22 protein-coding genes are annotated in these 20,582 nt (G+C 57.5%); 11 read left to right on the top strand and 11 right to left on the bottom strand.

Annotated features, from left to right (window positions below; translation table 11 throughout):
* Positions 1–2: 2 nt before the first annotated feature.
* The 8 genes from lptC to EC915_RS05840 all read left to right on the top strand — a co-directional run bounded on the left by lptC (position 3) and on the right by EC915_RS05840 (position 5,533).
* Entirely contained in the window at positions 3–575 is a 573-nt protein-coding gene (gene lptC / locus EC915_RS05875; RefSeq protein ID WP_133749597.1) for an LPS export ABC transporter periplasmic protein LptC, read from the top strand.
* A complete protein-coding gene (lptA, locus tag EC915_RS05870; RefSeq protein WP_133749596.1) occupies positions 562–1,110 on the top strand; it encodes a lipopolysaccharide transport periplasmic protein LptA in 549 nt (182 codons plus the stop codon). Before lptC ends, lptA begins: the two co-directional genes overlap by 14 nt.
* Positions 1,110–1,835: an LPS export ABC transporter ATP-binding protein gene (gene lptB / locus EC915_RS05865; protein WP_133749595.1), complete on the top strand. Its 726-nt coding sequence runs from the start codon at positions 1,110–1,112 to the stop codon at positions 1,833–1,835. Before lptA ends, lptB begins: the two co-directional genes overlap by 1 nt.
* 192 nt (positions 1,836–2,027) lie before the next feature.
* Positions 2,028–3,521, top strand: coding sequence for an RNA polymerase factor sigma-54 (locus EC915_RS05860; protein ID WP_133749594.1), 1,494 nt, complete (start codon positions 2,028–2,030; stop codon positions 3,519–3,521).
* Between the two features lie 77 nt (positions 3,522–3,598).
* Entirely contained in the window at positions 3,599–3,889 is a 291-nt protein-coding gene (gene hpf / locus EC915_RS05855) for a ribosome hibernation-promoting factor, HPF/YfiA family (RefSeq protein ID WP_133749593.1), read from the top strand.
* Positions 3,890–3,919: 30 nt separating this feature from the next.
* Positions 3,920–4,384, top strand: a complete 465-nt coding sequence (ptsN, locus tag EC915_RS05850) for a PTS IIA-like nitrogen regulatory protein PtsN (protein WP_133749592.1) — start codon at positions 3,920–3,922, stop codon at positions 4,382–4,384.
* 2 nt (positions 4,385–4,386) lie between these two features.
* Positions 4,387–5,244, top strand: coding sequence for an RNase adapter RapZ (gene rapZ / locus EC915_RS05845; RefSeq protein ID WP_133749591.1), 858 nt, complete (start codon positions 4,387–4,389; stop codon positions 5,242–5,244).
* Between the two features lie 16 nt (positions 5,245–5,260).
* The gene (locus tag EC915_RS05840) at positions 5,261–5,533 is read left to right on the top strand and encodes an HPr family phosphocarrier protein (RefSeq protein WP_133749590.1); all 273 of its coding nucleotides are present in this window, start codon (positions 5,261–5,263) and stop codon (positions 5,531–5,533) included.
* Between the two features lie 132 nt (positions 5,534–5,665).
* On the opposite strand, the gene EC915_RS05835 is transcribed toward EC915_RS05840, so the two are convergent.
* Entirely contained in the window at positions 5,666–6,145 is a 480-nt protein-coding gene (locus EC915_RS05835) for a PA2169 family four-helix-bundle protein (protein WP_133750151.1), read from the bottom strand.
* Positions 6,146–6,374: 229 nt separating this feature from the next.
* On the opposite strand from EC915_RS05835, the gene EC915_RS05830 reads away from it, so the two are divergent.
* A complete protein-coding gene (locus tag EC915_RS05830; RefSeq protein WP_133749589.1) occupies positions 6,375–6,638 on the top strand; it encodes a DUF3820 family protein in 264 nt (87 codons plus the stop codon).
* A gap of 25 nt (positions 6,639–6,663) precedes the next feature.
* Complete coding sequence (locus EC915_RS05825; protein ID WP_133749588.1) at positions 6,664–7,869, top strand: aminotransferase class V-fold PLP-dependent enzyme; 1,206 nt, start codon at positions 6,664–6,666, stop codon at positions 7,867–7,869.
* A gap of 201 nt (positions 7,870–8,070) precedes the next feature.
* On the opposite strand, the gene EC915_RS05820 is transcribed toward EC915_RS05825, so the two are convergent.
* The 3 genes from EC915_RS05820 to zwf are packed head-to-tail and all read right to left on the bottom strand — an operon-like array spanning position 8,071 to position 10,938.
* Positions 8,071–8,745 (bottom strand): bifunctional 4-hydroxy-2-oxoglutarate aldolase/2-dehydro-3-deoxy-phosphogluconate aldolase, encoded by a 675-nt coding sequence (locus EC915_RS05820; protein WP_133749587.1) that lies wholly within the window; start codon positions 8,743–8,745, stop codon positions 8,071–8,073.
* Positions 8,746–8,762: 17 nt separating this feature from the next.
* Positions 8,763–9,482: a 6-phosphogluconolactonase gene (gene pgl / locus EC915_RS05815; RefSeq protein ID WP_133749586.1), complete on the bottom strand. Its 720-nt coding sequence runs from the start codon at positions 9,480–9,482 to the stop codon at positions 8,763–8,765.
* Entirely contained in the window at positions 9,469–10,938 is a 1,470-nt protein-coding gene (gene zwf / locus EC915_RS05810) for a glucose-6-phosphate dehydrogenase (RefSeq protein WP_133749585.1), read from the bottom strand. Before zwf ends, pgl begins: the two co-directional genes overlap by 14 nt.
* A 229-nt stretch (positions 10,939–11,167) precedes the next feature.
* Between zwf and EC915_RS05805 the strand changes: the two genes are divergently transcribed.
* Complete coding sequence (locus tag EC915_RS05805; protein WP_133749584.1) at positions 11,168–12,037, top strand: MurR/RpiR family transcriptional regulator; 870 nt, start codon at positions 11,168–11,170, stop codon at positions 12,035–12,037.
* On the opposite strand, the gene EC915_RS05800 is transcribed toward EC915_RS05805, so the two are convergent.
* The 7 genes from EC915_RS05800 to EC915_RS05770 all read right to left on the bottom strand — a co-directional run bounded on the left by EC915_RS05800 (position 12,034) and on the right by EC915_RS05770 (position 20,538).
* Positions 12,034–12,912, bottom strand: coding sequence for a D-hexose-6-phosphate mutarotase (locus tag EC915_RS05800; protein WP_133749583.1), 879 nt, complete (start codon positions 12,910–12,912; stop codon positions 12,034–12,036). The genes EC915_RS05805 and EC915_RS05800 overlap by 4 nt on opposite strands.
* A 239-nt stretch (positions 12,913–13,151) precedes the next feature.
* Positions 13,152–14,507, bottom strand: coding sequence for a carbohydrate porin (locus tag EC915_RS05795; protein WP_133749582.1), 1,356 nt, complete (start codon positions 14,505–14,507; stop codon positions 13,152–13,154).
* A gap of 161 nt (positions 14,508–14,668) precedes the next feature.
* Positions 14,669–15,808 (bottom strand): ABC transporter ATP-binding protein, encoded by a 1,140-nt coding sequence (locus EC915_RS05790; RefSeq protein ID WP_133749581.1) that lies wholly within the window; start codon positions 15,806–15,808, stop codon positions 14,669–14,671.
* A 2-nt stretch (positions 15,809–15,810) separates the two neighbouring features.
* On the bottom strand, positions 15,811–16,656 hold the full coding sequence (locus EC915_RS05785) for a carbohydrate ABC transporter permease (RefSeq protein WP_133749580.1): 846 nt from the start codon (positions 16,654–16,656) through the stop codon (positions 15,811–15,813).
* Positions 16,649–17,557, bottom strand: a complete 909-nt coding sequence (locus EC915_RS05780; protein WP_133749579.1) for a carbohydrate ABC transporter permease — start codon at positions 17,555–17,557, stop codon at positions 16,649–16,651. The genes EC915_RS05785 and EC915_RS05780 overlap by 8 nt, the downstream gene beginning before the upstream one ends.
* A gap of 102 nt (positions 17,558–17,659) precedes the next feature.
* Positions 17,660–18,946 carry an ABC transporter substrate-binding protein gene (locus EC915_RS05775; protein ID WP_133749578.1) on the bottom strand — a complete coding sequence of 429 codons (1,287 nt, stop codon included), beginning with the start codon at positions 18,944–18,946 and terminating at the stop codon, positions 17,660–17,662.
* Between the two features lie 185 nt (positions 18,947–19,131).
* A complete protein-coding gene (locus EC915_RS05770) occupies positions 19,132–20,538 on the bottom strand; it encodes an ATP-binding protein (protein ID WP_133750150.1) in 1,407 nt (468 codons plus the stop codon).
* Positions 20,539–20,582: the final 44 nt, after the last annotated feature.

Genomic DNA, 20,582 nt, shown 5'->3' with positions numbered 1-20,582 from the left:
TTATGCTGAGCAAACGAATTCGTACATTCCTGATCTTCGGCGTGCTGGCAGTGCTGCTTGCGGCGGCGGGCTACTGGAATATCAGCCCGGAAAGCTTCATGGACCAGCCAAAGGCCGCCGTGGACGAGAGCGCTATCGACTACTACGCGACGAATGCTCACAGCATTCAATATCTGCCCGATGGGGGCATGCAGTACGACATGACGGCAGACAAGGTCGAGCATCTGAAGGCTACCGACGTCACGCTGATGACCACCCCTGTGCTGCAGATGTTTCGCGGCTCGGAGTTCCCCTGGCATGTCCAGAGCGTGCGCGCCGAGGTCTCTCCCGGCGGCGATCACGTAGAGCTGATCGACAAGGTGCGCATCAACCGCACCGACGAACAGAAGCGCGAAACCATCATCACCAGCACCCGCATGACGGTCTTCCCTCAGAAGCAATATGCGGAAACCGCGCAACCCGTTAGAATCGACGGCTTCAACGGCGTGAGCACCGGTACGGGTATGAAAGCCTATCTAAAAGAAAGCAGGATACACCTGCTATCGAACGCAAGAGGACAGTATGAGGCTCCTTAAAACCCTCCCTATTTTGCTCGGCCTGGGCACAGCACTGGGAAGCGTGAGCGCCTGGGCTCTGCCGAACGATCAGGATCAGCCTATTCGCATTCAGGCCGACGATGCTCAGCTGGACGACAAACAAGGCATTGCCACCTACAAAGGCAATGTCATCATCACTCAGGGCTCGATGAAAGTAACCGGCAACACGGTAACCATGACCCGTACGCCACAGGGCGATATCGACGTCGTGACCTCGGTAGGCAACCTGGCCTACTTCGAGCAGCTACAGACTGCCGGCGACCCGAAACCCGTTCAGGGCTGGGGCATCACCATTCAATACCATGCGCCACAAAACCGCATCGTGTTGATCGACAAGGCCAAGGTCATCGACAAGGATAACAACACGACTCAAGGCGAGAAAATCGTCTATGACACAGTGAAAAAACTGGCCAGCGCCGGGCGCGCAACGGGCAGCAAGGTCACTGAAGCCAGGCCTCGTGTCGACATGGTGATCCAACCGAAAAAGAAAACCGACCAGCAGAAGGCCCAGTAATGGCAACGCTGAAAGCCCAACACCTGGCCAAGGCCTATAAAAGCCGGCAGGTCGTACGCGACGTCAGCCTGTCCATCGACAGCGGTCAGATCGTCGGCCTGCTGGGCCCCAATGGTGCCGGCAAAACCACCTGTTTCTACATGATTGTGGGTCTGGTCCAGGCCGATCAGGGCCGCGTGCTGATCGATGATCAGGACGTCAGTCACCAGCCGATGCATGGTCGCGCTCGTGCAGGTATTGGCTACCTGCCGCAAGAAGCATCGATTTTCCGCAAACTGTCGGTCTCGGACAACATCATGGCTATTCTCGAGACCCGCAAGGAACTCGACCGCGCCGAACGCCGCAAGGAGCTGGAAAGCCTGCTGCAGGAATTCCACATTACGCACATCCGCGACAACCTGGGGATGAGCCTGTCGGGCGGTGAACGGCGCCGTGTAGAAATTGCCCGCGCGCTGGCAACTTCGCCGAAATTCATCCTTCTAGATGAGCCATTCGCGGGTGTCGACCCGATCTCGGTGGGCGACATCAAGCAGATCATCTACCATCTCAAGGCCAAGGGCATCGGTGTTCTGATCACCGACCACAACGTCCGCGAGACTCTCGACATCTGTGAAACAGCTTACATCGTCAACGACGGGCAGCTGATCGCAGAGGGTAACGCTGAAACCATCCTCGCCAACCAGTTGGTGAAGGAAGTGTATCTCGGCCACGAGTTCCGCCTGTAAAGCGCGCGATGGCAAAGGGAGGTTGGTCGGCGTACGCTGCATGCGCCTGATCGCCAACCTCGTATTAATTGCCATCACACCCTAGGCAAACCCACTGGTCTCAGGCATATAATTTGCTTAAGTTGGCGCCCAGGCGCCCTAGTAGTGGATGGCGCGCGAGTGCGCCGGCGAATAAGGTATTAAGCCCCTGCCATGAAACCTTCGCTAGTCTTGAGAATGGGCCAGCAGCTGACGATGACACCGCAGCTGCAACAGGCCATCCGCTTACTCCAATTGTCGACGCTGGATCTCCAACAGGAAATTCAAGAGGCGCTGGAGTCCAATCCCATGCTGGAGCGCCAGGAGGAAGGCGAGGATTTCGACAATGCCGACCCCATGGCCGACAACATCGAGCAAAAGCCTAATCCTGACGTTCAGGAACCGACCTATCAGGAACCCGCGCCTACCGTCGACAACCTGGAAGACGGTGAATGGGGCGAGCGAATTCCGAATGAATTGCCAGTCGACACCGCATGGGAAGACGTTTATCAAACCAGCGCCAGCAGTCTGCCCAGCAATGACGACGACGAGTGGGACTTCACTACCCGTACATCAGTTGGCGAGAGCCTGCAGAGTCATTTGCTCTGGCAGTTGAATCTGGCCCCGATGTCCGACACTGATCGTCTGATCGCCGTCACGCTCATCGACTGCATCAACAACCAGGGATATCTCGACGAATCCCTCGAAGAAATGCTCGACGCCTTCGACCCCGAACTCGACATCGAGCTGGACGAAATCGAGGCAGTGCTGCACCGCATCCAGCAATTCGAACCGGCCGGTGTGGGTGCCCGCACGCTCAGCGAATGCCTGCTCCTGCAATTGCGACAGCTTCCAGCCAGGACCCCATGGCTCGCCGAAGCCCAGCGGCTGGTCAGCGATTACATCGACCTGCTCGGCAGCCGCGACTACTCGCAATTGATGCGTCGCATGAAGATCAAGGAAGATGACCTGCGCCAGGTCATCGAGTTGGTGCAGAGCCTGAATCCGCGCCCAGGTTCGCAGATCGAATCCAGCGAGGCCGAATACGTCGTGCCGGACGTCATCGTCCGCAAGGACAACGAGCGCTGGCTGGTCGAACTCAATCAGGAAGCCGTACCGCGCCTGCGCGTCAATGCGCAGTACGCAGGCTTCGTACGCCGTGCCGACACCAGTGCCGACAATACCTTTATGCGCAACCAGCTTCAGGAGGCGCGCTGGTTCATCAAGAGCCTGCAGAGCCGCAACGAAACACTGATGAAGGTCGCGACCCAGATCGTGGAGCATCAGCGAGGTTTTCTCGAGTACGGCGATGAAGCCATGAAGCCGCTGGTGTTGCACGACATCGCCGAGGCGGTGGGCATGCACGAGTCGACGATTTCGCGGGTGACCACGCAGAAATTCATGCACACTCCACGCGGCATTTACGAACTGAAATATTTCTTTTCCAGCCATGTCAGCACCTCCGAGGGGGGTGAATGCTCGTCTACTGCCATCCGTGCGATCATCAAAAAACTGGTTGCCGCGGAAAATCAGAAAAAGCCGTTGAGTGACAGCAAGATCGCTGGTTTACTGGAGGCACAAGGCATTCAAGTGGCCCGTCGCACAGTCGCCAAATACCGCGAATCCTTGGGGATAGCGCCGTCCAGCGAACGCAAGCGACTGATGTAAAGGTCACCGGCCACAGCGTTCCAGTGGCAGGCACCCAAGCCTGCCTCTTAATGCACTGGCAACGAAGGAGAAGCTGTATGCAAGTCAACATCAGTGGACACCAGCTGGAAGTGACCAAGCCCCTGCGCGAGTACATCGAGCTGAAGCTGAAAAAGCTCGAAGGGCATTTTGACAAAATTACGAACGTGCAGGTGACGATGGCCGTCGAGAAGCTCAAACAGAAGATCGAGGCCACCCTGCATATCCATGGTGGAGAGGTGGTTGCCAATGCCGAACATGACGATATGTACGCGGCGATCGACCTGCTCACTGACAAGTTAGACAGACAATTGCTCAAGCATAAGGAAAAGCAGCAACGCATCCTCTAAGGTGCGGTAGCTCGCTGACACTCCCCATTCATGATCCGACTTGAAAATATCCTGACCCCTGGCCGTTCCCTGGTGAACGTGCCAGGCGGCAGTAAAAAAGCCGTACTCGAAGAGATTGCCAGGCTGATCGGGCGACAAGTGCCCGAATTCGACTGGCAATCCGTTTACGAAAGCCTTATCGCCCGCGAAAAACTCGGTTCTACCGGGTTCGGTAATGGCATCGCTATCCCCCACTGCCGACTCACGGGCTGCAGTTCGCCGGTCAGTGCCGTTCTGCATCTGGAACGCCCGGTCGACTTTGATGCCATCGATGGCGCTCCTGTGGACCTGTTGTTCGTTCTGCTCGTGCCCGAGGCGGCTACCGATGCCCATCTTGAGTTGCTGCGCCAGATCGCGAGCATGCTCGACCGGGCTGACGTGCGTGAGCAACTGCGCGCAGCCACCAGCAACGACGAGCTGTACCATGTCGTGCTTAAAGCTCAGAACGGTCACTGATCATGCGCATGGTCATCGTCAGCGGCCGCTCGGGCTCCGGCAAGAGCACAGCCCTGGATGTGCTGGAAGACAGCGGTTTCTACTGCGTCGACAATCTCCCCGCAGGCCTGCTTCCCGAGCTAGCCGAGCGCGCACTCATAAACACCGAGCTGGCTGAGCCCCTGCTGGCAGTTTCCATTGATGCGCGTAACGTGCCCAGCCACCTGACTCGCTTTCCGCGGATGCTCGAAGAGGTGCGCACCCGGCATATCCGATGCGATGTCCTGTTCCTGGACGCCGACGAGGCCACGCTGCTCAAGCGATTTTCCGAAACCCGCCGGCGCCATCCGCTGAGCAACGCCACGCGTTCTCTTGCAGAAGCCATACGTGACGAGAAAGCGTTGCTTGGGCCAATTATCGATCTGGCAGACCTGACCATCGATACTACCCATTTAAACCTCTATCAGTTGCGCGACACGATCAAGTTGCGCCTGCTGAACAAGCCGGAACCCGGTACCGCCTTTCTAGTCGAGTCATTCGGCTTCAAACGCGGCATGCCTGTAGATGCAGACCTTGTCTTTGACGTGCGCTGCCTGCCTAACCCCTATTGGAAGCCCGAACTTCGGGAGCAATCCGGACTCGACAAACCTGTGGCGGACTATCTGGCTGCCCAGTCCGATGTCGAGGAGATGTTCCAGGATATTTCTTCCTACCTGACCAAGTGGCTGCCACGCTTTGCAGCCAGCAACCGCGCCTACGTCACCATTGCCATTGGCTGCACGGGCGGCCATCACCGCTCCGTCTACCTGACCGAACGCCTGGGTCAGGTCCTGCAACAATCGCTCAAGAATGTTCAGGTCCGCCACAGAGACCTAAGCTGAAAGGATCCCCACCGCGATGCCCGCTCACCAGATCACCATCATCAACAAGCTGGGCCTGCACGCCCGCGCCGCTGCAAAGTTCGTCGGCGTCGCTGGCCAGTACCCTTGTCAAATTCGAGTTGGTCGCACGCCAGACACCATGGTCGATGGCAAAAGCATTATGGCCGTGATGATGCTGGCAGCCGGTAAGGGCACCGATATCTACCTGATGACCGAAGGCGAAAACGAACAGGCCGCGCTGGAGGGTTTGATCAAGCTGATCAACGACAGGTTTGATGAGGGAGAGTAGGAGCTAATGTCGCTGCACTGTCCTCGCTCTCCTTCCCTGGTGCAGGCCCCAATTACAACGCACAAAAACGCCAAGCAGGACTTGGCGTTTTTGAATGGGTTAAAGCGGATCAAATAAGACCCGCTAAGCCACTTATTTTGCGTGGTTGGCTGCTTTGACATCGTTACGCAGCGCTTTTACTTTGTCGTGGTTAGCTTGAACGCCAGCCTGTTGGCGACGAATAAGGGTAGTTACATCGACTGGCAAGTTCTTCTCAGCAGCCTTCTGGGAAGCTTCTTTGTAAGCTTTAAGCGCATGATCTTCACCCCTTTCAACTTCGTCGAGCACAGCTTCGTCACTTTTGCCAGTAACGGCTGCTTTCAGCTCTACCCACAGGCGATGCGCACCACCAAGGACGCTGGACGAATCATCCGGGTTCCCACCCAGTTTACGCACTTCGGCCTGCAGCTCGGCTACGGCAGTCTTGCACTCGGTAGAACGAGAAAGGAAATACGCTTTGATTTCTGGGTTCTTGATATCTTCACCAGCGGTGTGAAAACCTTTTTCGCCGTCGATGCTGGTCTCGATCAGATCGTTGAGTACCGAGATCGATTCTTTATTGATATCTGTCATTTTGCAGTTCCTTTCTGGCAGGTTAATCGAATAATTGATGTATCTACGCTTGATAGCCTTAACGTTGCAGCCTGCGTGCCAATCTCTTCCATAAAAATAATCCTTATTTTTCATTAAGTTATGATTCGACCCATACAGATGCAGCTGGTTTTCTGCATGATCTATGCATTTGCGTACATGCAGAATGCACGTATTGTCGAAGTTCATTAAAAAGCACCAAAGGTCGCCCATGAATCCTGAAAAACTCAAGCTTTTGGTTACTCGCGAGATGCCGTACGGTAAATACAAAGATCGCCTGCTGGCAGACTTGCCTGGCGATTATTTGAACTGGTTTGCCCGCAAAGGCTTCCCGACCGGGGAGCTGGGAAGCCTGCTGGCATTGATGCACGAGATTGATCACAACGGCTTGTCCAATCTGCTCGATCCATTGCGGACCAAGCCTCGAGCCCCGTTACTGGAAAACTCGATAAAAACCCCGATTCGTTTTTCCTGACCCATTCAATGAGACGAGCGATCCGATGACCCACGTTCAACCTGCAGGAAAGGATTCAGCGCTTGAACGCGCACAGGATGAGGCATTTTGGCGAGGCGTAGCGCGCCAGTACGAGGTCGAGCCTGGCCCGCTCAACTTCGAGCACGGCTATTTCGGGCGCATGACTCGGGAAGTGTTGCGCACTTATGAGCAGCATCTGGCGTATGTAAATAGCAGCAACTCAGTGTACGTACGCCAGCGCTTCGATACCGAAGACAGCGAGGTGATCCGCGCCGATCTAGCCGAATTGCTGGGTATCCCGAGACAGGAAGTTGCCCTCACTCGCTGTGCCTCGGAGTCACTGCAAACGCTTATCCGTAACTACAATGAGCTGCAACCTGGAGATCAGGTGCTCATCAGCGATCTGGATTACAGCAGCGTACAGAGCGCGATGCGCTGGCTGGCGAAAAATCGAGGTGTTGAAGTGATCGAGATCAGCCACGCGCACCCGGCCAGTTATGAGTCTCTGCTTGATGCCTATCGCGATGCATTTGCCGCCCACCCACGTCTCAAGCTGATGGCGCTTACCCACGTCACCCATCGCACCGGTCTTGTCATGCCTGTGCAGGCCATTGCGGCCCAGGCCAAGGCCCACGGCATCGATGTGATTCTCGATGGCGCTCACGCCCTCGGGCAGCTGGATTTCAGCCTGGGTGAATTGGGAGTGGCTTTCGCCGGTTTCAACCTGCAGAAATGGATGGGAGCACCGTTGAGTCTGGGCTTCATTTACGTGAAGCAGCAACGGCTGTCATCTATCGATCCCGACATGGGCGATGCCCGCTATGCGCCTGACGATATTCTGGGCCGAGCGCCTTACGGCACGCCCAACATTCCCGCGCTGATGACGCTGACCAAGGTCTTCAGCGAGCACAGGGCCATTGGCGGTTCTATCGTAAAGGGTGCGCGCCTGGCCTACCTGCGAGACCTGTGGGTGCGCGAAGTTCGTAACCTGCAGGGTGTCGAAGTGCTGACTCCGGATGACCCGCGCCTGTATTGCGGGATCACCTCTCTGCGCTTTACGCGTCATGCCGACCAATCACTCATGACCCGGCGACTGCTGGATGAGCACGGGATTTTTACCGTCGCCAGAAACGGATCGGCATGTGGACCGTGCATTCGCATCACCCCAGGCTTCGTGACCTCTGCAGATGATGTCGCGCGACTGACCGAGGCAATACGCGCGCTGGCTTGAGCCATTGCGCGTAATAAGGACGCAAAAAAAACGGTGCTCCTGACCAAAGGAGCACCGTTAAACAGCCGTGCAACAACGACTTTCGTAGCAGCGCGGAGGCGCTTGAATCCGTCACCTTGAGATGATTAAAACAGCCTCTTCATGAACCGCAGCTGTCGAAAATCAATCGATGGTCAATGGACAAGCGTTTTGGCTCACGTCTTAGTCGAACAGAGCGATCGCTTCGGCAGTCGCGTCAGTGATGCGGCCCCAGTCACCATTCTTGACCCAGGCGTTATCAATCATCCAGGTACCGCCGACGCACATCACATTAGGCAACGCCATGTAGCTTTTCAGATTGGCGGCGCTTACACCACCAGTCGGGCAGAAACGCACCTCGGGGAATGGACCGCCCAGCGCCTTGATCGCACCCACGCCGCCGCTGATTTCTGCCGGAAACAACTTGAAGCGGCGGTAGCCCAAGGCATATCCGATCATGATTTCAGACGCGCTGCTGATACCCGGCAGCAGTGGCAACTCGCTTTGCACCGCGGCTTCCAGCAGATCCTGAGTGCTGCCAGGCGTAACGATGAACTGTGAACCGGCCTCTTCAGCCTCTTTGAGCATGTGCCGATCGAGAATGGTGCCTGCGCCCACACAGAGTTCAGGCCGCGCATCGCGCAGAATACGAATGGCCTTGAGACCGAACTCGGAACGCAGGGTGATTTCCAGCGCGTTCAGGCCACCCGCTACCAGCGCATCAGCCAGCGGCAGCACATCCTGTTCGCGGGCAATGGTGATGACCGGCAGAATCTTCGCCTTCGCGCAGAGTGCGTCGATCTGGGCAATCTTGCTCGCCATGTTGTTCAACGGCTGTTTCGCTTGGGTATTTTCCATGGCGGCTGATCCTTTACTTATGGGCACCAGTAGATCTCTAAAGACGGGTTGAGGAATGCACGTACCGGCATTTCGGCGAGGTCATCGCCCGCCAGGGCCTTGCGCAGGGTTTGCAGTTTGGCCTGCCCGGAAATGGACAGGATAGGAGTGGTTGCCGACGCCAGCAGGGCGCGCGTCATGGTCAGGCGTTGATGAGGTATGGTCGGCGCCAACATCGGCAGGCAGCGACGCTCGCTGTGCAGATCCAGTGCTTGGGCCAGGTTCGGACTGCCCGGGAACAGCGACGCAGTATGACCGTCGTCGCCCATGCCCAGCACCAGCACATCGATCTTCGGCAGCTCCTTGAGCGCCTCATCAGTCGCAGCAGCAGCTTCGTCCAGTGTGGTGGTCGGACGATACAGGCTAAAGAAACCCGCCTTGGCCGCTGGCCCTTGCAACAGATAGCGCTTGAGCAGGCCTGCATTGCTATCGGCATGCTCGGTGGGCACCCAGCGCTCATCGGCCAGGCTGATCGCGACTTTCGACCACTCGATCGGCTTTTGCGCCAGCGCCTCAAAGAACGCCACCGGGCTTTTGCCACCGGACACCACCAAGGTGGCTACGCCGTGCGGATTACGGGAGATGGCCGCACTCAGACGCTCGGCTACGTGATCAGCCAGTGCCTTGGCCAACCGTTCGGGGTTATCGAATTCGGCGGTTTTCAAGCCAGCCGGAAATTCAAGTTCACATATCGCCATACCAGGACCTCCCGTCACGAGTAATAAGGGCAATGGAGCTCATCGGCCCCCAGGAGCCAGCCGCATAAGGCTTGGGCGCATCGCCCGCCTTCTTCCAGCCGGCAATCAGTTGGTCACACCATTGCCACGCGGACTCGATCTCATCCTTACGGACAAACAGGTTTTGATTGCCACGCATGACCTCTAACAGCAACCGCTCGTAGGCGTCCGGAATGCGGGCACTGCGGTAAGCGTCGGAGAAGCTCAGTTGCAAGGGGTTGCTGCGCAATTGCATGCCTTTATCCAGCCCCTGATCCTTGGTCATCACTTGCAGCGAGATACCTTCGTCAGGCTGCAGGCGGATAATCAGGCGGTTGCTGATCTGCATCCGCTGCTCCGGTGCGAAGATGTAGTGCGGCGGTTCCTTGAAGTGGATGACGATCTGCGACAGCTTCTGCGGCATGCGCTTGCCGGTACGCAGATAAAAAGGAACCCCGGCCCATCGCCAGTTACGGATGTCGGCACGAATGGCGACAAAGGTTTCAGTGTCGCTCTGGGTATTGGAGTTTTCCTCTTCCAGATAACCGGGTACCGGTTTGCCTTCGCTGTAACCGGCAATGTATTGCCCACGTACTACCTGGGTCGCAAGACGCTCCGGCGTGAACGGCGCCAGTGCCTTGAGCACTTTGACCTTTTCATCGCGAATGCTGTCGGCAGACAGATCGCTCGGCGGGTCCATCGCAATCAAACACAGCAGCTGCAAGAGGTGATTCTGGATCATGTCGCGCAGTTGGCCGGCCTGATCGAAGTAACCCCAGCGACCCTCGATCCCCACTTTTTCCGCCACGGTAATCTCGACGTGGGAAATGTAATTCTGATTCCACTGGGTCTCGAACAGGCTGTTGGCAAAGCGCAACGCGATAAGGTTCTGGACGGTGTCTTTACCCAGATAGTGGTCGATGCGATAAACCCGGTTTTCCGGAAGGAACTGGGCAACGGCGTCGTTGACCCGGCGTGAGGAGGCAAGGTCGTGGCCGATCGGCTTTTCCAGTACCACGCGCGTGCGCTCGGTCAGGCCGACCTGCGCAAGGTTTTCACAGATCGCACCATACACCGATGCAGGTGTGGCGAAGTAGGCGATCATGGTTGGCGCGTCGCCCACCGCTTCAGCCAGGGCAACGTAATCTTCGCCCTTGAGGAAATCCACGTGCAGGTAGCTCAGGCGCGCCTGAAAACGCTCCACGTGTTCGCTTTCAAGCTGGGCGTCAGGGACGAAGCGGCGCAGGCTCTTGTCGATATAAGCCAGATGCTCCTGGGGAGCACCCGACTCGCGCGCCAAGGCTAGGATTCGGGTCTCGGCGTGCAGCAGTCCAGCACGGTCCAGCTGGTACAACGCAGGAAACAGCTTGCGCACGGCCAGGTCGCCCAGCGCGCCGAACAAGGCAAAAGTGCACGGTTCAACCGTAATCGAAAGCATAATGTTGGTTCTTTTATCAAGTTAGGCTACAAATACCTTTTTTAAAGGCGTTACTCAAGGCCATATGTAGTAATAACCACAACATTCCCTCAAAAAGCACATTACAGTGGTGATCACCATAGGCCCTCAGTACGATAGGCCACCTTTGCTACAGGCTAAAGGGCAGTTGAGCATCTTTTGCATAAATGCATGCCTGCCACCTGTTACAGCTTTATGAGAAGGACTCTGAATGGACCGCGTACGCAATCTTCTGGAGCAGATCCAGAGTCGTCTTGCCGAACTGAACAAGGCCGAGCGCAAAGTCGCCGAGGTGATTTTGAGCAATCCCCAGCAGGCGACCCGTTTCAGCATTGCCGCGCTGGCCCAGGCCGCAAAAGTCAGCGAACCGACAGTCAATCGTTTCTGCCGCTCGTTCGATGTCAGCGGTTATCCGGAACTCAAGCTGCAATTGGCCCAGAGCCTGGCCAGCGGCGCCGCTTACGTGAGCCGCGCGGTAGAGGCCGATGACAACCCGGAAGCCTACACACGCAAGATTTTCGCCAGCGCCATCGCGTCACTGGACAGCGTCTGCCAAGTGCTGGACCCGACGCTGGTGAGCAAGGCGGTGGATCTATTGATCCAGGCGCGGCAGATTCACTTCTTCGGCCTCGGCGCATCGGCTCCTGTAGCGCTGGATGCCCAGCACAAGTTCTTCCGTTTCAATCTGGCGGTGACAGCTCATGCCGATGTACTGATGCAGCGCATGCTGGCTTCGGTGGCGCATACGGGCGAGCTGTTCGTGATCATTTCCTACACCGGGCGCACCCGCGAACTCGTGGAAGTCGCCCGTCTGGCCCGGGAGAACGGCGCGTCGGTGCTGGGTCTGACAGCAGCCGACTCCCCTCTGGCCAAGGCCAGCACGTTAAGTCTGAATATTCCGTTACCAGAGGACACCGACATCTATATGCCGATGACCTCGCGGATCATCCAGCTAACCGTTCTCGACGTTCTCGCAACCGGCATGACCCTGCGCCGAGGCGTGGATTTCCAGCCGCATCTGCGCAAGATCAAGGAAAGCCTCAATGCCAGCCGGTATCCGGTGGACGACGAGTTGAATTAAGGCCTGTTGATGCAGACAGGGTCGACCAGACTTGCCTGCAAGCTCAAACGCGCCCGCTGTCCCGGCGCCAGGCTCAGGACATCATCGGCGCCTGACACCGCTTCGACCCGAACAAACCCCGCCGCTTCACTGCAGCCCACACCCAGCAGCGGTCTACTGCCCGGATGCCAGATCGCGGTGCTGAGGCTGTCACGGGCATCGATATTCAACCGGCGCTGCCAGGCGTCGTCATGCAATTCCAGCGGACCCATATGCTCGAACACCCGCTGACAACTGCCCATGAGCCGTAGCTGGCCTTTCTGTTCGCAGACACTGCGGCTGAGCTCGTCATAGCCTTGAGCACCGTCCAGTCCTTCCAGCGCGACATCGGCGATGTCACTGATGCGCCAGTAGGCGTGCAAGGCGTGGCCGAACCGACAAGACTGGCTGTCTTGATGCTGCGTCTCCAGGCGCAGCACCATGCCCGGCCCCAACTCGGCATGAAGATCGACCTGCCAGTCCCACAGGCTCAAGCGCCAACGCAGCGAGACGCCGGTCTCCTGTTGCTGGCTGTCGATCAGCTTCCAGTCAAGCAGTCGCCCCCAGCCATTGGCAGGCCAGCCGCCTTCGCCCGGGTGACGCCCGACCCAGGGCCAGCACACCGGCACGCCGCCACGAATTGCACCGACGCACCACAGCCAGGGCTTCTCGCCCACTGGCTGAAAGTGCAGCAATTGCGCGCCCTGCCGACTGAACACAGCCTTACATTGTGGGTGATTGATCACCAACACGTCCCGTTGCTGATAACGCTCCCACTGAAACGTGGGCTGAGGTCTGGCTGAGGTGAAAAATCGCTGTAGAGGATGCTCAAGCGAGCTCGGCTGCCTGATGGCCATTGCCGTCCGATCCTTATCTTCAAGTTCTGGGGGCGGGCGTGAGCTTGCTCACGCAGCGTCGACCAGACTCACGCTTACGGATTCGACACCCGCCGCGCAACGGCATCGCCTGCGGCCCTAAGAATAAAACGCTCCGAAACCGGAGCCCATGCCACACAAAAAAAACGGGCAGCCAGGCTGCCCGTAAAGCACACACGACCCTTGATCGTTTGTGGAGCGAAGGAGCGTTCGCTTATGTATCAGAACTTCGTTTGCAGCTTGATACCGGCAACCAGTGCGTTGTCCACGTGATCGGTACCACCCGGGTGCATGACGTATTGCACGTTAGGACGCACAGTCAGCCAATCTGTCACGTGAACCCCGTAGTAGATCTCCGAGTTGTACTCGGTGTGCTGAATGGGCAGATAGCCAGGGTTATCGTAGTCCTCGATACCATTGAGTTCGTTAACCAGACGGGCACGGTCGCGCACGGCTTCGTTGACATGGATACGCGAGACGCCTACACCGATGTCGTCTTTTGGACGTGCATCGAACGGTCCTTTGAACACAAGACCCACGTTCTGGAAGTTGTCGACAAAGTTGGTCGCCTTGTCATGCACGGTTGCGTTGAAGAACACGCTCATGCCGCGGGACTTGTCGCCACCCACTGAAGTCAGTTGCTGCTGAGCAACGACCCACCACCCGTGCTTGCTTCCATGGGATTTGAAGTCATTGCCGGTCAGCGCTTGGGGCTGGCCATTGACGTCGTCCTTCAGGTCGTTCGCGCTTGGGCTGCTGTAGTACCAACCCAGACGGTACTCGCCTGCATAGTCGTTGACCGTAGGAGACCACACCACCTCTACAGGAACCAACGTGCCCTTGGCGCCGCTGCCACTGAGTTTGAAGCCATTGCCGGTTTCGAGATAAGAAGGGTTCTGCTCGTAAACACCGACCTGAGCGAACACTTCAGGCGTGATGTTGTATTTCACGCGAACGGCCCATTGGCTCACCGGCCAGTTGTACCAGGTGTTCACGTAGTTGGCTGCTTGTGTGCCACAGAACGTCAGGTTCTGGAAGTCGCACGGGAAGCTGCCGAAGTCTTCACCTTCGCCCATCCGACCCAGCTTGATGTCCAGCGCGCCATCGAAGTACTTCTGCTTGACCCACATTTGCGTCAGGCGCCAGGTCTGGCCGCGGCCCCAGACTTCTTGCGAGGAGCTCAAGGTGCCGATACGAGGATCACCCAGGCGGTCGTTGGAGATGTTGTTGCCACTACGCTCAGTGATTGCCAGCTTGAACTCGGCATCTTTGAGGCCAAAGACCTTTTCCAGGTCGATGTTGGTGCCAATGGCGAACTGATCGCTGTAGCGTGCCGTTTTATCGTGGTTGTATCCGCCTTTGACGTTGGCGCCCATTTCACCTACGTATTCAAGACTGAAATCGTAACCCTTGTCATGCAGCTCCTGGCGCAGTCCGCCCCAGTCACCGGTCATGTGTTCGTTGGCGTTGAAAGGTTCCAGCGCGAACACCGACCCTGACATTGTCAACGCGCCCAACACCGACAACCCACCGATCAGGTGCCGCTGGTTAAGCGATTTGCCTTTCACCTTCTTCATCCCTTTAATCCTCGTTTTATTGTTATTAGCTTTAAACAGCGTGGTCACCAACGTGCTTCGTGTGCCTGTCAGGGCGCTTTTACGGCAGAAAAAAAACGCCCCGACAGCTGTGCTCCATGACGCAGTCGCCTGCGCGCGGAATCAGTTTCGGTTGAGTCGCGTCACATTGCCGATGCTCTCAACCGGCTGCGACTCCACCAATGCCCCAAGCGTTCGCCGCTCTTGGCATCGAACAGCAACACCTTGGCCGGATCGAATTGCAGGTTCAGGGTTTCACCCACCGCCGGCGCTACATCCGGCGCCAGACGGCAGCAAACCTTGCTTTCGTTCAGCGTGACGAAAACCAGCGTATCAGGACCGGTGGGTTCGGTAACCTGTACTTCGGCACGAATGGTCGGCATTGCCGACATTTCTCCGGACGCTAGCACGATCTGTTCGGGGCGAAGACCCAGAATCACCTCACGGTCTTCAAGCCCTGCATCGCTCATGCTCATCGGCAGTTCGCACCGCGCCTGACCGCTGTCGAGCAGCGCAACCAGACGCCCCTCCTTGCGTTGCAGGCGCAGCGGGATGAAGTTCATCGGCGGCGAACCGATGAAACTGGCGACAAACAGATTGGCCGGATCGTTGTAGATCTGCTTCGGGGTGCCGAACTGCTGGATGATGCCGTCTTTCATGACCGCCACTTTGTCACCCAGAGTCATGGCTTCGATCTGGTCATGGGTCACATAAACCGTGGTGGTCTTCAAGCGTTGGTGCATCAGTTTCATTTCGGTGCGCATCTCGACCCGCAGCTTGGCGTCGAGGTTGGACAACGGTTCGTCGAACAGATAGATCTTTGGCCGCCGAGCCAATGCACGCCCCATCGCCACACGCTGTTGCTGACCACCGGAAAGCTGACCCGGCTTGCGATTGAGCAAGTGTTCGATCTGCAGCAGTTTGGCCACGCGAGCCACTTCCGCATCGATGTCTGCCTGGTTCATCTTGCGAATTTTCAGGCCGAATTCGATGTTCTCGCGAACGCTCATGGTCGGGTACAGCGCGTAGGACTGGAACACCATGGCGATGTCGCGATCCTTGGGGCTCATGCCGCTGACGTCTTGATCGCCGATCATGATCGCGCCGCCGGTAATGCTCTCCAAGCCTGCGATGCAATTCATCAGGGTCGACTTACCACAGCCCGAAGGACCGACCAGGATCAGGAATTCGCCTTCCTTGATCGACAGTTCGATGTTTTTCAGGGTGTCCGGCAGACCGGTGCCGTAGGTCTTGTTTACATTACGAAGTTCGAGCGTTGCCATGATTACCCCTTGACTGCGCCGGCCGTCAGCCCGCGCACGAAATACTTGCCTGCGACCACATAGACCAGCAGGGTCGGCAGACCGGCGATCATCGCCGCCGCCATATCAACGTTGTACTCCTTAGCCCCGGTGCTGGTGTTGACCAGGTTGTTCAGCGCCACGGTAATGGGCTGCGAATCGCCGCTGGAGAACACCACGCCAAACAGGAAGTCGTTCCAGATCTGGGTGAACTGCCAGATCAGGCAGACCATGACGATCGGCGTCGACATCGGCAGAATGATCTGCCGGAAAATAGTGAAGAAGCCGGCGCCGTCCAGACGCGCGGCCTTGACCAGTGCGTCGGGAATGCTGACGTAATAGTTACGGAAGAATAGCGTGGTGAACGCCAGACCGTAGACCACGTGTACCAGCACCAGACCTGTGGTGGTGCTGGCCAGCCCCATCTTGCCGAGGGTGAATGACGCTGGCAGCAAAACGGTCTGGAACGGCAGGAAGCAGCCGAACAAAAGCAGACCGAAGAACATCTGCGAGCCCTTGAACCGCCACATCGATAGCACGTAGCCGTTCAAGGCACCGATGGCCGTGGAAATCAGCACCGCAGGCACGGTGATCAGGATCGAGTTGACGAAGTAGCCCTTCACCGTCGCCCAAGCCTTGACCCAGCCAATGGTGGTGACTTCGGTGGGCCAGCTCAGCAGGTTGCCGGTGCCGATGTCTTCCGGCGATTTGAAGCTGGTAAGCAACATGACCACCAGCGGAATCAGATAGATCAGCACAGCACCGATCAGCACAGCATAGATGGCGATCCGGCTCAGGCTGATGGAAGGTTTGGCAGCGAGACTAGTCATTGCGCTTGGTCCTCAGCTCGGAATACAGGTAAGGCACGAGGATCGCGAGAATCGCACCGAGCATCAGAATCGCACTGGCCGAACCCATGCCCATCTGGCCGCGGCTGAAAGTGAACGAGTACATGAACATCGCAGGCAGGTCGGACGAGTAGCCCGGACCACCGGCAGTCATCGCCGCAACCAGGTCGAAGCTCTTGATCGCGATGTGCGCCAGGATCATCACGGCACTGAAAAACACCGGGCGCAGGCTTGGCAGCACCACTTTCCAATAGATCTTCGGCATGCTGGCGCCATCGATCTGCGCGGCGCGGATGATCGACTGGTCAACCCCCCGCAAGCCCGCCAGAAACATCGCCATGATGAAGCCCGAGGCTTGCCATACCGCCGCAATAACCAGGCAGTACACCACGCGATCAGGGTCGATCAGCCAGTCCAGGCGAAAACCTTCCCAGCCCCAATCCCGCAGCAGTTTGTCCAGGCCCATGCCGGGATTGAGCAGCCATTTCCAGGCCGTACCGGTGACGATCATCGAGAGCGCCATCGGGTACAGGTAGACGGTACGGATGAACCCTTCGCGACGAATTCGCTGGTCGAGGAACACGGCCAGCAACACGCCAACCACCAGGCTGATGCCGATGAACATGCCACCAAATACCGCCAGATTCTTGCTGGCCACCCACCAGCGGTCGTTGTCGAACAACCGCGCGTATTGCGCCAGCCCGACGAATTTGTAGGACGGCAGGAAAGTCGAGTTGGTGAACGACAGAACGAACGTCCACAGGATGTAGCCGTAGAAGCCCACCAATATGATGAACATGCTGGGCGCCAGCACCAGTTTCGGTAGCCAGCGCTGCAGTGCATCGAACGGCGAGGCTTTGCTGAACACAGCAACAGAACTCATGGTGAAATCCAGTACAAAGAAAAAGATCGAAGACCGCTACGAGCTACAAGACGCAACGCGCGCCACGTGTAGCTCGTAACTTGAGGCACGTAGCTAAAACCCTTACTTGGCAGACTTGATCGCCGCACCGAGCTTTTTCGCAGCGTCAGCAGGATCTGCATTCGGATTGTTGATGTAGTTGGTCACGACGTCGAAGAACGCACCTTGAACAGCCAGCGTGGTTGCCATGTTATGCGCCATGCTCGGTTGCAGGCCGACAGTCTTGGCATCTTCGAGGAAGTCCTTGGCGGCAGTCTGGGCACAGGAGTCGAAGCCGTAGGAGTCCATTTTGTTCAGCATGTCGATGCGAACAGGAATCGAACCCTTGTTGATGCTGAAGACTTTCTGGAAGTTTTCACCGAGCACGACCTTGGCGATGTCCTGCTGACCGGCAGCCGTGCCTGCATCTTTCTGCTTGAACACCGCCAGGGAGTCGATGTTGTAGGTGAACGCCTGGTCGGTACCCGGGAAGGCTACGCACTGGTAATCCTTGCCAGCGACTTTCTTGGCGGCGGTCCATTCGCTCTTGGCCCAGTCACCCATGATCTGCATGCCGGCCTTGCCATTGATGACCTTGCCTGCTTCAAGGTTCCAGTCCTGGCCTTTGCCATCGGGATCCATATAGGTAGCAACTTTCTTCAGCTCGGTCAGCGCCTTGATCATTTCCGGCCCGGTCAATGCGCCGTTATCCAGATCGACCAGTGCTTTCTTGTAACCGTCGGCACCCATCACCGACAGCACCACGGCTTCGAAGACAGTGCTGTCCTGCCAAGGCTGGCCGCCATGCGCCAACGGAATGAAGCCTGCCGCCTTGAGCTTGTCGCCCGCTGCGTAGAATTCTTCGAGGGTGGTCGGGGCTTTCTCGATGCCGGCTTTCTTGAAGACTTCCGGGTTGATCCATAGCCAGTTCACGCGGTGAATATTCACCGGCACGGCCACGTAATTACCTTCGTACTTCACGGTATCGGAGACTTTCTTGTCGAGCAGGTTGTCCCACTTCTCTTCTGTGGAGACATCCTTGAGCACGTCGGTGTCCAGCAGACCGGTCGACGCCCATTCCTCAATGTCCGGGCCTTTGATCTGGGCCACGCCAGGGGGGTTACCCGCGACGGCACGGCTTTTGAGCACGGTCATGGCAGTTGCACCGCCACCACCTGCCACGGCGCCGTCCTTCCAGGTGAAGCCGTCTTTTTCAACCTGGGCTTTAAGCACATCGACGGCCGCTTTTTCGCCACCGGACGTCCACCAGTGAACGACTTCGACGGTGCCTTTGGAATCAGTGGCCATGGCGCTCAGAGGGAACAACGAGGCGAGAGAAATGAGTGCGGCGAGACGGGAGATCGAATTCATCTATATGACCTTTATTGTTGTTATGCATGAGCAAGTCTTGGCGCTTGCGCTACGCGGATTCTAAACAACGGGTTAGCGCGCACGGTAACGAAGGGATGCGCAAGTGTCACCATATGGTTACATTCATATATTCAGGCTGGGAGGTGGAAATTTCACCGGGACTATCAGTGACCTGCAAGGCAGATTTATTCCACACCACGCGGCAGGTACAACGTCACTCGCAAGCCACCCTCACGCAGGTTCTGCAACTTCACCTCGCCACCATGACTGTGAGCGATGTTGCGTGCGATCCCCAGACCCAGCCCATATCCCTGCAGATGTTTACCCGCTAGCCGAAAATGCGGTTCGAAGACCTGTTCCAGACGCTGCTCGGGTACGCCGGGCCCTTCGTCATCGACGTGCAGCACGAACGCCTCAGGGTTATCTTCGATAAGCAGGTGGGCCTTATCGCCGTACTTGATGGCGTTGTCGATCAAGTTGCCCATGCAGCGTCGCAGGGCCAGAGGCTTGCCATAGAACATCGACATGGCCTTGCCTTCGAGCGTGACTCGCCCGTTTCCGGCGCGCGACAGGTAGGGCTCGATCAGGCAATCAAGCGCGTGATTCAGGTCCACAGGTTCTATGTTTTCGTGAATGTCGGTGTCCTTCACGCACTGCAGCGCGCCTTTGACCAACAGTTCCAGCTCATCCAGGTCACGGGTGAACTTGGCCTGCACCATTTCATCTTCCAGCAACTCCACGCGCAGGCGAAGACGCGTGATGGGGGTACGCAGATCGTGGGAAATGGCGCTGAACAGCTGGCCGCGCTCATTGAGGTAGCGACTGATGCGATCACGCATGGTGTTGAAGGCGCGCGTCACCTCGATCACTTCACTGCCACCGCCCTCCACCACCGGCTCGACATTGGCGCCTAGAGACAGGTCCCTTGCCGCTCGCGCCAAACGCTTGAGTGGACCACTTTGCCAGTGCACCAGTAAACCGATGAACACCAGCAGGAAAATACTCGTCAGGCTTATGAACCAGACCTGCTGCGAGGGCAGCCCCTCTGACTCAAGCATGGTGTACGGCTCGGGCAACAGCGACGCTATATACAGCCACTCACCCGGCGAAAGCTCGATCTGAGTCACCAGTACCGGTGGGTTCACAGGCTCAAGCGTCAATGCGTAATGCGCCCAGGAGCGCGGCAGTTCGTCGAGCCTCAGGCCGCTGTTGAATATGCGCAGATCCTCGGGACGCACGAAACGTACGAGGATATCGGGGTCGGCGCCCAAGTTCTGCCGCAACACCTGCCCCACCACATCGATCACCGCCGTTTTGCGCGCGGTGGGCTCTAGCACCTGCATTTCCAGCGGACGGTCATTGAGCGAAACGAAGAAACGCGTACCGCCCATGCTGCGCAGTTGGTCGAGCACCAGCGGGCGGAAAGCCACAGGCAATGAGCGGAAATAACTGACGCTCGCAGACATCGAATAACCCAGGCTGCGGGCACTTGTGATAAGACCCTCCATCTGCGTGGCGCGCAACTGGGACAGCCAGATCAGGCTGGACAACGTCTGAGCAAATAAAACCGCCAGCAAGGTCAACAGCAACATGCGCCCCAGCAACGAGCGCGGTACCGGCAGACGACGCTTCTTCT

Origin of the sequence: Pseudomonas sp. LP_7_YM (assembly GCF_004364435.1) — a bacterium.
In the GTDB taxonomy this organism is placed as follows: Bacteria; Pseudomonadota; Gammaproteobacteria; order Pseudomonadales; family Pseudomonadaceae; genus Aquipseudomonas.
Note: the sequence above shows the minus strand (reverse complement) of the source record. Positions and strands in the feature narration are given on the sequence as shown.